Raw genomic sequence first — 13,103 nt, forward strand, 5'->3', positions numbered from 1 at the left:
AGCAAAATTTTTCGACGGCGCAAAGGAGGAATGCATGATGGCTTTTCAAATATTATTGAATGCTTTAATGGCATCGTTATGGATGTTTTTTGAGAGTTCTGTCACGCTGTCTACGTTTATTATTGGTTACGTACTAGGATTGCTCATTATTTTTGTGATGCGTAGATTTTTCTCATCAAGATTTTATTTATATAAGGTATTTGCGGTGGTCTGGCTCGTTCTTCTTTTTCTAAAAGAATTGCTTCTTTCCAATCTAGCAGTATTAAAAATAGTCTTGAATCCGAAATTAACGATTCGTCCAGGTATTTTCGCATTAGAAACAAAGCTTAAATCCGATTGGGAAATTACTCTTTTAGCAAATCTAATTACATTAACCCCTGGTACACTTGTTGTCGATTTGTCTAAGGATAATAAAACACTTTACATCCATGCCATAGATATTCAAGATGCAGAAGAAGCTATAGAAAGTATTAGACTTTCTTTTGAAAAAGCGATTATGGAGGTGAGCCGCTAATGTTGGATATCGTTTTGAAAATTGCCCTGATCGGATTCTCCTTATCTTCAGTGATCATATTAATTAGAGTGATTAAAGGTCCGTCAACACCTGATAGAATTGTTGCACTTGATGCAATGGGAATCAATTTGGCGGCAATTACAGGAATTACGTCAATGATATTTCACACGAAGGCTTTCTTAGATGTCATATTGTTATTCGGGATTCTTTCCTTTATTGGAACGGTTGCATTTTCTAAATTCTTGCAAAAAGGGGAGATTATCGAATATGAACGCCGTAGTTGAATGGACGATTGCGATTTGTGTATTAATAGGCACCTTTTTAAGTATTGTTGCTGCTATTGGAATTTTAAGATTGCCCGATGTGTATACAAGAAATCATGCAGCATCTAAATCTACTACACTCGGTGTATTATTTACCCTTGTTGGGACATTGATCTACTTTTATTCAAATGATGGTGAATTCAATGCGAGGGTAGTCCTTGGCATCATATTCATTTTTATTACTGCCCCAGTTGCTGGCCATTTAATTAGCAGAGCTGCTTATCATACAGGTGTAAAATTATCAGAGCGAAGTGTACAAGATGATTTGATGTCCAAAAAATAAGAATAAGCTGTCTGGATTTTTTCTCACTTCAGTCCCGACAGCTTTTTTAAGCCATGTTTATATTTTTCATATTTTAATCAATACAATTTAAGTAGAAAAATGTAAAAGAGAATATCCACCAGCAATAGTGGGAGTGATCAATAGTGAATAGCGTAAACGATGAAATAATCGCATCTATTACTTATATTAAAGTCAAACGAACAATAGAGTTCAATCAACAAAAGTATACGAAGACAGAGCACAGTATAGATTTATACAAAAACAAAATTTCAACTTCAAATCATCAATTTAAAAATGAAAATGTATTTGATGTTACTTATAAAGGCTTTTCTGATAACTTCGGTTTTCTTTATTTACACACAAATCAAGGTGTTTTCGCTTTTGAAGTTAATACTGACCCATATCATTTTGTGGAAAAGGCTAGACATTATATAAAAAGGAGTTAATTTATAGACCAATATTAAACGTTTTTAACAAACTGCAAAGTGATTATAAATAAATAAAATATAAAAACGTTCATTTTGTGTGGAAAAGGAGTCTTGCTACTCAAGATCGGTTTAAAAACAAACACTTGATCTAGTATAAGAAATAATATTGGCTAGACAGAACATCTGAACTAGGAAAGTCCATTCACAATTAACATTTAGGTGAGATAAAAATTATATTAGGTAAATTACATTTATAAATTTTTCCACACTCTTTAATTGAGTGTTTTGTTTATCTTTTTTCAGCTAAATAATGCCCAAAATGTTTATTATATCATTAAATACTGAATTTTTTACACAACTGACAATATCTGCGAGAAAATCAATAAACCCCAAAACGTCTGTGTTATTTATATATCAACTAAACTGTATCAATATAAAAAGCGCTCGATCCCCTGATGTTAAAGGATTAAACGCAATCTGTAAAATGAGAAGACAGGAATTGAACCTGCGACTTGCACACCATGAAAGAATTCAAAGCTTATATTGAAGAAAATGGATATAAAGATTTAGATGTTTTAGTAGTTTTCTCCGTTTCTGTGACGTCAACTACACTGAGCAAAATTTAAACGTTACAAAGGAGGGAGAACGCGTTAAGGAAAGTGAGATAAAAGGTGCTGTGAAGCCATTAAGTGTCCGAAAAGTATCCGAAAAGGTTATGAAACAACTGATTATGTGTGACTACGAAAACTAAAAACAAAAACGTTGATTTATTAGGCTTTCAAGTGCCTGTTTTTGAGTGTTTGTAAGGTTATTAAATGGGCGCAATGTTGTAATAGGGTGTTTAAACCCTTTTATATCAAGGTTTTGCTCTATGATTTAGGAGAAATGTCATCGGATTTGTCCTCCTGTATCGGAATACACCCCTTATTGAAGAAGGTCTTGCATCAGTTTACTGAACTGTTGTGAGGCATTTTCTTCCATATTGGTCGTCATATGAGCATAAATATTCATTGTAGTATTTATATCAGTATGTCCTAAATGTTGCTGAATTTCTTTAATTCCCAAATCCCCCCATTTAATAGAATTTCATATCACCTGGCACGTTAACCTCACTACCCCAATATTACCATTGCAGTAAAGACTCGTATTAGGGGGAAAACAACTTTCATTGGAGGGATACTCCCACTAAGAAAGTGAATGATTGTTCCTAATTGAATTTTGCAATCATAAAATTTTATCCGAACCGGTATTAGAAATATACCCGACAACATTTCATTTAAAAAGCTAGCTCTGGAATTAGATCTAACAGGTTTTTTAAACCCATAGAAATCAACGCCTGATATATCTGCGTACCAATCACCATACAATCAGCCTTCAAAATCTATTTCATGACGGTTTGGGTGTCATCATTATAATAGATAATGGCAAGCCATATAAAAATTCTATATCAAAAGTATGTAGATCAATTAACTCAAATAAGGCAGAGTGTAACTTTTCACCAGAATAAAGATGGTTCTTCCTTTAAAATTTCATCAACGATTTTAAATTGATGATTCTATAACATTTTGCAATGAAAATATTTTTTTGTAAGTTTTGGTTAAAAAATTATGAAAAGTTGTATTTTTTATCATAAATTTATGATATTTGTAATATTTTGTTATAATGAATTATAGAAAAATTCTCGATAATGGGAAACTTATTGAAGATAAGGACGCAAAGCTACGGACCTAAAGCAATTTTGCCAAGTGGCTAAATTACCGAAGGAAAGTAGACTCCAAAAGGTGTACCTGTTTTCATAGGTTTACCTCTGACGTTCTATACAAAAAGAGCAGTTTTATCATTTTTTTCAACAAATTTATGAATTGAACAATGAAAGAAATATAGGATATGAGCCTTTTAAGATTAAAGGAATATCTAGGTCCTGAAACTCATGCCATTTCCAAAATACAGTGCCATTATACATGATAGCGGTGAGGAAGCATGGATGATACAGACTTTACTTGACCATGAATAGATATAAAAAGATGAAAAATGAAATGGTGCGGAGGTAACTGACGAATGAGCTACAATCAGTATTTATTTATCCTGCTAATGGCAATAACTTGTTGTTTGCTATACATTGCTTACCTCGCATGGAGAAAAAGAGAATTTCCTATTGCTGTCAGCTTATTCTTTGGTATGTGCGCGGGGGCATTCTATTCCTTTGGATATGCATTTGAAATAATAAGTTCAAACCTGGAACAAATACGCTTTTGGCTTAAGGTTGAGTACATAGGTATTTCGTTTGGCACATTTATCTGGTTTATCATGGTGTTGCAATATACGAACCACAGAAAGGTTCTTCAAAAATGGATTTTTTCATTACTGGCGATTGTTCCAATACTTACATTTATAAGTCATTATACAAACGAATGGCATCATTTGTTTTACAGCAATATGGTGATTGACAAGTCAGAAGGATTCCCCCTGGTTTTATCGACTGCCGGTCCATTTTATATGCTCCACGTCTTCTATTCTTACATTTTGTTTTTTATAGGGATGGGACTGTTATTCCGGATGTACCTAAAAGCTTCCGTCCATATGAAGAAACAGGTGGTTTTGATCATGATAGGGTCATGTGGACCATACGGGATTACACTTTTATATTTAAGTGGAATTCTGAGCACTCCTATCGATATCTCTCCATTCGGATTTCTTTTTTTGGGTGTATTCTTTATTTGGGGAATTTATCAATTCAACATGATGAAATTAGTCCCGCATGCATTAAAAAAGGTGTTTGAATCGATGAAAGATGCGGTTATTGTACTTGATTTAGATAATAGCATCTCAAGCTTTAACCATTCGGCAAAAAAGATTTTTAAAGAGTTAAATGATAAGAAAGTGATTGGACGGTCAGCTGCACAAGTATTTACCCCCTACCCAAGCATGATTGAAATCATTACTAGTAGGGTTTCTATAGAAAAGAAACTAAAGATAATAAACCAAAAGGATCACAAATATTATCAAGTTTCTATGACGGATGTTTATGATAAGAAAGGGAAGCGCGTTGGAAGTATGCTAATGTTAAACGATATAACGGACGCAGTCCTGACAGAGGAGAAACTGCTTACCAATTCAAAGCAGTTGAGCGAACTTAATTCCTTTAAGGATAAAATGTTCACAGTTATTGCCCATGATATTCGTGACCCACTTACGATACTTGTTAGTTTAATGGAGATTTTGAAAGATGAAATGCAGGATTGTGGAAATATGCACGATGAAATCACATTTGAAATGGAAAAGCAAATTCAAAATACGTTTATTCTTGTTGAAAGTTTACTAGATTGGTTTCGGAGCCAACAAGGCGGGATGATGTTTAATCCAGCTATATGGAACGTATCTCAAGCCGTAAAGAAAAATATAGGTCTGTTGCGTATACAAAGTGAGCAAAAACGTATCAACATCACTTCTGATATACAGAAGGATATGATCATGTACGCTGATAAGGAAATGCTCGATTTGATTATTAGGAACCTTCTATCAAATGCTATTAAATTTACAGATTATGAAGGAAGTATCCATATTAATGCTAATCAGGTAGAAGATAAAGTGATTGTATCGATTGCCGATACCGGTAAAGGAATTCTTCCTGAGCAAATGTATGGATTGTTACAGAAGCCATATCCAGTATCTTCAATAGGAACAGCTGGCGAAAAAGGTATTGGGCTCGGACTTACTCTAGTCAAAGAATTTGTACAAATAAATGGAGGGGAAATGTGGTTCGAAAGCTCCCCTAACCTTGGAAGCACCTTTTATTTTTCGACTCCAACTCCCACAGGAAGAACCGAACACTCTGACGGGCATGCGAAAAGGAGGTCTACAGGATGAAGGTAGTCATAATCGATGACGAAGTGGCAATGCACTTGATCTTGAAACGAATGCTGGGCAAGATTAATAATGTTGAAATCATAGGCAGTTTTAAGGATACGGTACCTGCATTTTCTTTTCTGCTGAAAAATAAAGTTGACGTGGCATTTATTGATATTAGTATGCCTTGGGAGAATGGGATTGACTTTGCAAGACGGTTAAGAGAGAGCGACTTGCAAATTAAGCTGATCTTTGTGACTTCTCATAAAGACTATGCTTTACCTGCTTTTGATGTGTATGCCTATGATTACATCGTAAAGCCCCTTTCTCAAGAAAGGCTAGGCAGAACACTTGAAAGAATCTTCACAGAGGAAAGAGCCGCCGAAAAGGAAAAAATAGAAATAACTTCATCGGCAACATCTACTTCCCTTATTGAACCTTTGACAAAAAGGGAATTGGAAGTATTGCGTTTGATATGTAAGGGCATGTCTAACAAGGACATTGCTGTCACTTATAAGTTGTCTGAAGGAACAATTAAAAACCATGTACTTAACATTTTTAGCAAGCTGCAAGTAAAGAATAGAGTTCAGGCTACAGTCGTTGCCAAGGGGCTTGGGATGTTGGGTTAAGTCCCCTCCTGCATGTTATTAGAATCAGTGGGGCCATCAGGCCCTTTTTTTTGTCAAAAAGTATCGAAAACCATGACTTTAGTTACATTTGCTGTGAAAGGATGCAGGATATACTTTTTAACAAAAGTGCCAAAGAACAGAGTCTATAGACTTGGCAAAACAATTTGTTAAGTTTACTTATAAGCTGATAAATGCAACAAATCGTATTTTATCAGAAGAAAAGTCGTTAGAACCAATGTTTGTTGATGCAATAGATATAGATGAGAGGGCGAAAAATGCTGTAGCTTTCGCACAAAAATTAGGAATTTCTGACGGATATGGCGATCAAATGTTCAAACCAAATCAAGAAATAACTTGGTTAGAAGCGCTTATAATGTCTGTTCGTGCGATGCAATGGACATTAGAGGACCTGAGTGAAAACCAACAGCTCTATAGTAGTGTTCAGAGGCCGCACACCCATATGTTGTGCAGCAATGAACCATCATTTGACACACTTACAGAGGAAGAATTTGTTAACGTTATGAATAATCCTGTCTTGCTAGGGGATGGAATGCTTATGATGATTGAAATGATGAAAGGGGAAGAAGCGTATGAACAAGTGGATTCGTAACTTGGGAATAGGAAGTATGATTATAGCAATAACCTTTGCAGCCTTTTCTGAAGAAAGCCATGCGAATAGTAATGTAGATGAAGTTAAGAATGCTAGCGAAGCTTACGAAAAAATGAACGCTCAATCACAACAGCAGTTTATGGCTGGATTGCAAGTATCAAGTATCGATATATCTGCTATGGACTTGGAGACTGTGTTGATGTCAGTTCAGCAGGAGCGAGTTCGATTATTAGATGAACAATTGAAAAACCAGATTAACGAGGTGCAAAAAAGAAATCAAAAGATAGACGAATTAAGTGAAAAAATGAGCGCTGCTAAAGCGGAATTAGCTGAATTAAGACATGCAGAGGGACCGTTGGATAAAACCCAAGAATTAGAAGAAACAATTAATCAATTGAAAAGGGATATGGACGCCCAGTCCAATAGCCAGCAAATGGACATGCTTAGATTGCAATCTATTTCCAATAAGCGCCAAGAAGCGTTTGATATAATGACGAACTTTATTAAGAAAATGCAAGATAACAGATCGTCCATCATTGGAAATATGCGCTAACAGAACGCAGAGCCAAATCCCATTAAAACACTACCAATGATCGCATAAGGAAAGCTGGGGTAAGCAATTTTTGAATGATTCATGTTAGAAATAGACATAGGTTGAGCGTTTGTGAGAAGGAGTGATTTTGGACTGATGAAGGGGAAGTTTTATGTTGTCTTAGTTTGGATTCTTTTTTTATCTTTTCTGATTTTAGTCAATGGTTGTTCTGCTCAGGAGACTCAAAAGGATACAAATGTTATCAAATTGGCGGCATTATTACCGTTGAGTGGTGGGTTAGGATCAAAAGGGGAAATTCGTAAACTAGCAATTGAGATTGGTGTGGAAGATACTAATAAAAATTGGGAAGAAGAAGGATCAGATCTGCAATTTGAACTTACAGTTGAGGATAGTCAGAGTGATCCAAAAGTTGCTCTTTCAAAAGCAAAGAAATTATGGGAAGAAGGGCATGAAATCTTTATTGCTGGTTCAAGTGCTGAAGTAGAAAGTATACAACCATGGGCGTCTGAACAAGGTGCAATCGTTATCAGTTATAGTAGCACTTCACCTGCACTTAGAATTGAAGGGGATAGTGTCTTTCGGATGGTTCCCGATGATACTGAACAAGCTAAAGCATTAGCACAATTATTGGAATATGAAGGAATTTATGGGGTTGTTCCTGTTTTTCGAAATGATATTTATGGCAGTGAATTAACTAAATTTTTTACCAAAGAATTTGAATCACTTTATGGAACGGTTACAGAGCCAGTAACATATCAACCAAAGGAAACAAATTGGGAACTTGTTTCGAAAAAAATTGCCGATGCAGTGAATTGTTTGGAAATGGAAAAGGAACGGATTGCCGTTGTTCTTGTTGCATTTGATGAAGTAGCCGATATGCTCGGAATGAGTGATAATGAAGAGAGTATGGATGGAATCCGCTGGTTCGGAACGGATACTGTTACACTAAGTCCAGTCATTTTAAAAGATAAGAAAATTGCAGAAAAGGCAGCACAAGTAAATTTAACAGGAGTGACATTTGGTATTCCTGATTCACCATTGTTTAACACGATTCAATCTGAATTGGAAACCGGTACAAATGGAGATTTTCTTCCAGATGCACTGTTTGCTTATGATATTCCAGGCATGCTAGCTTCTGTGATTAATAAACATAAAGACCCGTTTGACAGAGAAGAATTGCTGAATCACATGATAGAAGGGTCAGCGAATTATGCAGGTGTAACAGGCTGGACGCAACTAAACGAAAAAGGTGATCGCAAATACTACCATTATGATATATGGCAAGTCCAGGAAGATAATGAAGGTTCATACAATTGGATTCAAACCGCAAAATATTTAAGAAATCCAGGCTTCCCAGGATATATTTCTCCCAACTAGGGACAACCAACTTGGGGACAGGTCCCTTGGCCCACTTGAACCAGTGAGCCATGGGGACAGGTTCCTAGGCTCATATATTGCATCTGAAAATTCCAGTTGTAAGCTTTTGTAAATAATGAAAGGTGTTGAAGAAGATGGACATGTGGATTCGCAAAATAGGCGTAGGCTGTGTGTGTCTAGCCACCATTTTGGCAGTCTTTTTTGGGGCTGGGAATGAAAAAAGTTATGCGATTGAAGAAGTTAGTTATGAAGATGAAATGAAGGAAGCACTTAGAGCTTACGAAAATATGAATACTCAATCACAGCAGCAAATGTTGGCTAGTGTTAATGGCGCTAGTCTTGTTAGCGTAAGAGAAGATGACTTACAAACTGCGATGATGCAAGTCCAATTGGATCAAATTCGGTTATTAGATAGTTATTTGAAAAATCAGCTTGATATAGTGAGAGATGGAAAGCAAAATTTACAAGATTTAAATAAATTATTGCAAGCCACGCAAGTAACAGAGGAAGCCATACGAAATGATAATGACTTACAAAACGTGATGGCGCTATTACAAAAATTAGGTGCGGAAATGCGATCGGCGGCTCTAGAATCACGCCAACAGGAATTAAATAAACAAATAGCGGAGCTGCAAACAGCCGCAGAACAAATGCGAAATGCAGCAAATAGCCGATTAGCTGCAGCCATCACCCAACAAAGTATATCAATAGTCGGGGGAGTTACATCAGTAGTTAGCTCTAAATCAAGGTTCAGTCCCAAAATCAACAGATGGATATGCTCAGATTACAATCTTTATCCAATATGCGGAATGAAGTGAATGAAAGGATGAAAAAATATCAGCAATTACAAGGGACATCTGATAATTAAATACGGTGTTCTTTAAGGGGTTATAAGGTTATAGCATTTTTAAAAAATAATCACGAAGTTCAACTAGCTGTATGAAGTCCAAAGTTTACGACTTAATTATTATACCCTCATATTTTTGACCAAAAAAGGCTTCTTTTTAGTAAAAATACTAGTGGGAAGCTTTTTCTATTTGGATCAAAAATCCATCTTTGATTTCTGTGGGAAGGTATTCGCATAGGGGCGACTGGATTACTGAAATGATATAGCTTTTTTATTAAAAATAAATCCTAAGAATGTCAAAAATCAGCGTTTTGAACAATTTTTTTTCAAAAACAAAATAGTAAGAGTATTGATCCACTAACATTCCTGGCTTGTAATCAAACTTTATTATAAAGCAACAATAAAGTTACGACGTTTATAATAAAGTTTGATTAAAAATCCTATGTTGATATGCAGGATTGTTTCTTGTTCCACAAACAGGCCAGATTGTTGAGGAACGTTTTCAACAAAATTGGATAGTTATGGTTAAATATAGAGGAGATTGTGAGGTTCTTTTTTAAACTAACGGAACATGTGAAAGAAGGTATTTGTAATCGTATATTGAATAATTAGTTATATATACAAAAAGTGCAAAAAATTTCAGATTTGAGTTAAAAGGTACCAAAGGAGGAATTAAATTGACCGAACTTAAACTGATTAATACTTACAAAAGCGAGCTTCAAAATTATTCATTGGAACAGCTAAGATATAAATCGGAAGAAGGGGTTTGGTCTATTGGACAAATGTATGACCATTTAATTCTTGTTGCCCATGAGTATCTAGATAATATGGAAACATGTGCTACCTTAAATGATGAACAACCCCTAGGGAAAACGGAGTTTGGTGAGCATTTATATAAGAACGGAGGGTTTCCACCAATTAAAATTAAATTACCTGATGAACTAAATACTCCACCTAATAATTCGAATAGCAAGGACGAACTTATTAGCAGAATGAAACAAGTAATTCTTAGGTTGGGCAAATGGGAATCGAAAGTGGATAATATAAACCCAAATTATAAAGTCGAGCATGGAGGGTTCGGCTGGCTGAATGCAAGGGAATGGTATGATTTGGTTGGTATGCATTTTCGTCATCACTTGCGCCAAAAGGTTGAATTAGAACAAAGGTTTATTAAGTAACGAGTGCGTGTCGGCCGAGCCTATGGTCTATCTCTATAAAAGTTAATTTACCATATAAATAAGAGTATTTTTTACTTACATGATATTCAATTAGATATATCCTTCTTACTACTCTTTAGCCCTTTTTGCATTTTCCAGCTTGAACCCATAGATTTTTTAGTTATACAAATATCCCTTTTTAATTGTGATATATCACAATAACGAAATCTGATTTCCTATATAACTTTTATCATATCTAACCTTCAGTTGGTCATTCTTTATACTATCAAATAGAAACTATCTTATATATTTCATTTTATAATTGTTTTTTACTCGATTTTGATATTCTATTGAATAAGTTGGATGCTCTTTGATTTTCTGATCAAAAGAGTAAATTCATTTTGATTCCGACTTTTTCTAAAATGGAGTTTTTATATTTGTATTTAATTGTGATTTATAAAGAGTTGAGTCCATTGATATCCAGAACTATACTTAATTAATTGTTGTTTGTCCTCGTATTTGTCCTGGTGAGATTTTCAGCAAGATAAAATACGTTAAGGAAGCAGAAAAAAACAATATTAATTTAAAGTTTTTTATTCTTATTTTGATATATTTTCAGTTCAATGGGCGGAATGATGAATTTTACACAATAAAAAGTTGGTGTATCAAGGTTTTAACCAAAAAAAAGTGATGTATCTGCAAAAACATCACAGAAATCTCTCATTATTTTTGAAGAGCTATTTTATTGAATTGCTTTTTGTAAGATGCCTCAATAAAGTCCCTCGACTTTATAGGGGGCGACTTTTTTCATTTTGTTGCAAAATGTGTATAAATACCAACTGCAGTTTCTATACCTTTATGCCTCACTCGCTGCATTATTATAGGGAGATCTACTCCTGCTTCTGTCACCATGCTGATATTAGTATGTCTAAATATATGTGGGGCAGCATGCTTATTAATGGATGCATTATTATCATTGTTATGGCGTACAACCGGACTAAGAAATATCATATTATAATCGAAGACACCCCCAACTTAATTCCATTTTCGTAAAAAGGTACTGTTTTTGCTTCTTCTCCTAATAAGTCAAAACTCCAAGCATATTGAACTTCACTGATTCGCAATCCAGCATAAGCCATAACTGTGATAATGGCGTAATTCCTCTGACGGTCTTTGCCAATACAAGTTGACGAAACTTTTCTGACACCATATTATATAACACGGTTGTTCTTATATTGAATAACTATAACAGTCGTAAATTAACCCATTGCAATTAGGGCTTTGCTTTATAAGATTGTGATAGTTAGGTCACTTTTGCTATAATGCTATCCATGTTAAAATGAAAGAACTATAGTTGAATTTTTTTCTAAGAATATTAATTTCGTTTAATGATAGGTGGTATCAACATGAAGCGACAAAAAAATATCATGATACTTGCTTGTATGCTTATTGTGGGCCTCCTTCCTTTTTTGTATTATTCCCATTTCACTCAAACGAGGCAAGTAAGTGAGACGGAAAAACGGCAGGATTTTAAGGAGCCGACCGAGGAAAATAAGGAAGCTATAGGGAAAGAAGTACCTAATGAAACCAGTACTGAACGAGTGGCTGAGATCGTTCCTGCAACAGAAGAAGAGATACAGCAATCAGCAGATGAGGAAAATAATAGCCAAACCATTACGGAAAAATTAACAGAAAAGGTAAGGGAAGCTATTAAAGGAACCATAAGTTTGTTTAAAAAGGATCTCAGGATTGTCTCCATCGGTGATTCATTAACGGAAGGAATAGGGGATCAAACCGAAAGCAGCGGATATGTCGGTATTCTCAATCATACTTTTGAAGACAATCAATTAAATATAAGTATTGAAAACTATGGTAAAAAAGGAAATCGTACAGATCAGTTGCTTAAACGGCTGGACCAAGATGACGTTGCCTCTTCTATTAAGAAGGCGGACGTTATGTTAATAACTATTGGCGGCAACGATGTCATGAAGGTGGTAAAGGACAACTTTTTGAACCTTACAACGGAACCTTTCAATAGGGAAAGAGAAGAGTTTAAGGAGAGATTGAGAGCTATTTTTCATAAAACGAAGGAACTAAACCCGGATGCCCACATTTATTTAATTGGGTTTTATAACCCATTTGAACAATACTTTAGTAACATCGGAGAGTTAGGGATGATTATGACAAATTGGAACGAGGCTGGAAAAGCTGTTACAGAAGAATTTGAACATGTCAGCTATATTCCAACAGCAGACCTTTTTGTTCCTTCCGATACCGAACTACTAGCTGATGATCACTTTCATCCAAACACAACTGGTTACAAACGAATGGCCCAGCGTATCCTTGAAGAAATAGATGAGATCGAGATTGACACAACAGAAATAACAATTGCAAATAATTAGGATCAACAAAATTTGTTTACAAGAAAAAACGCTTTACTGTGAATGAAGTTTGTTTATAGGCTAAGCTAAGTAACCAAAAAGGAGGTTACAGAAGCTTAGTCTTTTTATTTGCTAATTTTAAGATAGTCTTGTTA

The 13,103-nt window shown here is 35.1% G+C and carries 13 protein-coding genes, 1 pseudogene and 1 riboswitch; of the genes and pseudogenes, 12 read left to right on the top strand and 2 right to left on the bottom strand.

The window, feature by feature from the left end; all coding sequences use genetic code 11:
* Positions 1-37: 37 nt before the first annotated feature.
* The 4 genes from NQ185_RS18445 (at position 38) to NQ185_RS18460 (ending at position 1,566) form a co-directional block, all read left to right on the top strand.
* A complete protein-coding gene (locus tag NQ185_RS18445; protein WP_257583517.1) occupies positions 38-514 on the top strand; it encodes a Na+/H+ antiporter subunit E in 477 nt (158 codons plus the stop codon).
* Positions 514-798, top strand: a complete 285-nt coding sequence (locus NQ185_RS18450; RefSeq protein ID WP_257583518.1) for a Na(+)/H(+) antiporter subunit F1 — start codon at positions 514-516, stop codon at positions 796-798. Before NQ185_RS18445 ends, NQ185_RS18450 begins: the two co-directional genes overlap by 1 nt.
* Positions 782-1,120 carry a monovalent cation/H(+) antiporter subunit G gene (gene mnhG / locus NQ185_RS18455; protein WP_257583519.1) on the top strand — a complete coding sequence of 113 codons (339 nt, stop codon included), beginning with the start codon at positions 782-784 and terminating at the stop codon, positions 1,118-1,120. The genes NQ185_RS18450 and mnhG overlap by 17 nt, the downstream gene beginning before the upstream one ends.
* A 143-nt stretch (positions 1,121-1,263) precedes the next feature.
* Complete coding sequence (locus NQ185_RS18460) at positions 1,264-1,566, top strand: hypothetical protein (RefSeq protein ID WP_257583520.1); 303 nt, start codon at positions 1,264-1,266, stop codon at positions 1,564-1,566.
* 906 nt (positions 1,567-2,472) lie between these two features.
* On the opposite strand, the pseudogene NQ185_RS18465 reads toward NQ185_RS18460, so the two are convergent.
* A pseudogene (locus tag NQ185_RS18465) lies at positions 2,473-2,613 on the bottom strand (site-specific integrase); the annotation flags it as partial.
* Positions 2,614-3,227: 614 nt separating this feature from the next.
* Positions 3,228-3,310, top strand: a riboswitch (cyclic di-GMP riboswitch).
* A gap of 296 nt (positions 3,311-3,606) precedes the next feature.
* Between NQ185_RS18465 and NQ185_RS18470 the strand changes: the two are divergent.
* From NQ185_RS18470 to NQ185_RS18500, 7 genes are all read left to right on the top strand, one after another.
* A complete protein-coding gene (locus tag NQ185_RS18470) occupies positions 3,607-5,415 on the top strand; it encodes a sensor histidine kinase (protein WP_257583521.1) in 1,809 nt (602 codons plus the stop codon).
* A complete protein-coding gene (locus NQ185_RS18475) occupies positions 5,412-6,023 on the top strand; it encodes a response regulator transcription factor (protein WP_257583522.1) in 612 nt (203 codons plus the stop codon). Before NQ185_RS18470 ends, NQ185_RS18475 begins: the two co-directional genes overlap by 4 nt.
* Before the next feature lie 151 nt (positions 6,024-6,174).
* Complete coding sequence (locus NQ185_RS18480; protein WP_257583523.1) at positions 6,175-6,633, top strand: S-layer homology domain-containing protein; 459 nt, start codon at positions 6,175-6,177, stop codon at positions 6,631-6,633.
* On the top strand, positions 6,614-7,186 hold the full coding sequence (locus NQ185_RS18485) for an uL29 family ribosomal protein (protein ID WP_257583524.1): 573 nt from the start codon (positions 6,614-6,616) through the stop codon (positions 7,184-7,186). The genes NQ185_RS18480 and NQ185_RS18485 overlap by 20 nt, the downstream gene beginning before the upstream one ends.
* Positions 7,187-7,321: 135 nt before the next feature.
* Positions 7,322-8,563, top strand: coding sequence for an ABC transporter substrate-binding protein (locus NQ185_RS18490; RefSeq protein WP_257583525.1), 1,242 nt, complete (start codon positions 7,322-7,324; stop codon positions 8,561-8,563).
* Between the two features lie 134 nt (positions 8,564-8,697).
* Positions 8,698-9,381 carry a hypothetical protein gene (locus NQ185_RS18495; protein ID WP_257583527.1) on the top strand — a complete coding sequence of 228 codons (684 nt, stop codon included), beginning with the start codon at positions 8,698-8,700 and terminating at the stop codon, positions 9,379-9,381.
* Between the two features lie 706 nt (positions 9,382-10,087).
* Positions 10,088-10,588 (top strand): DinB family protein, encoded by a 501-nt coding sequence (locus NQ185_RS18500; protein WP_257583528.1) that lies wholly within the window; start codon positions 10,088-10,090, stop codon positions 10,586-10,588.
* A gap of 786 nt (positions 10,589-11,374) precedes the next feature.
* Here the strand turns inward: NQ185_RS18500 and NQ185_RS18505 are convergent.
* A complete protein-coding gene (locus tag NQ185_RS18505) occupies positions 11,375-11,578 on the bottom strand; it encodes a tyrosine-type recombinase/integrase (RefSeq protein WP_257583530.1) in 204 nt (67 codons plus the stop codon).
* A 395-nt stretch (positions 11,579-11,973) separates the two neighbouring features.
* Between NQ185_RS18505 and NQ185_RS18510 the strand changes: the two genes are divergently transcribed.
* Complete coding sequence (locus tag NQ185_RS18510) at positions 11,974-12,969, top strand: SGNH/GDSL hydrolase family protein (RefSeq protein ID WP_257583531.1); 996 nt, start codon at positions 11,974-11,976, stop codon at positions 12,967-12,969.
* Positions 12,970-13,103 lie beyond the last annotated feature (134 nt).

Origin of the sequence: Lederbergia panacisoli, from assembly GCF_024626525.1 — a bacterium.
Taxonomy (GTDB): domain Bacteria; phylum Bacillota; class Bacilli; order Bacillales; family Bacillaceae_C; genus Lederbergia; species Lederbergia panacisoli.

Excerpts from the sequence above, each read along its gene's own strand:
- NQ185_RS18445 (WP_257583517.1), top strand. The coding sequence starts at position 38 with ATGGCTTTTCAAATATTATTGAATGCTTTAATGGCATCGTTATGGATG.
- NQ185_RS18450 (WP_257583518.1), top strand. The coding sequence starts at position 514 with ATGTTGGATATCGTTTTGAAAATTGCCCTGATCGGATTCTCCTTATCT.
- mnhG (WP_257583519.1), top strand. The coding sequence starts at position 782 with ATGAACGCCGTAGTTGAATGGACGATTGCGATTTGTGTATTAATAGGC.
- NQ185_RS18470 (WP_257583521.1), top strand. The coding sequence starts at position 3,607 with ATGAGCTACAATCAGTATTTATTTATCCTGCTAATGGCAATAACTTGT.
- NQ185_RS18475 (WP_257583522.1), top strand. The coding sequence starts at position 5,412 with ATGAAGGTAGTCATAATCGATGACGAAGTGGCAATGCACTTGATCTTG.
- NQ185_RS18485 (WP_257583524.1), top strand. The coding sequence starts at position 6,614 with ATGAACAAGTGGATTCGTAACTTGGGAATAGGAAGTATGATTATAGCA.
- NQ185_RS18490 (WP_257583525.1), top strand. The coding sequence starts at position 7,322 with ATGAAGGGGAAGTTTTATGTTGTCTTAGTTTGGATTCTTTTTTTATCT.
- NQ185_RS18495 (WP_257583527.1), top strand. The coding sequence starts at position 8,698 with ATGGACATGTGGATTCGCAAAATAGGCGTAGGCTGTGTGTGTCTAGCC.
- NQ185_RS18505 (WP_257583530.1), bottom strand. The coding sequence starts at position 11,578 with ATGATATTTCTTAGTCCGGTTGTACGCCATAACAATGATAATAATGCA.
- NQ185_RS18510 (WP_257583531.1), top strand. The coding sequence starts at position 11,974 with ATGAAGCGACAAAAAAATATCATGATACTTGCTTGTATGCTTATTGTG.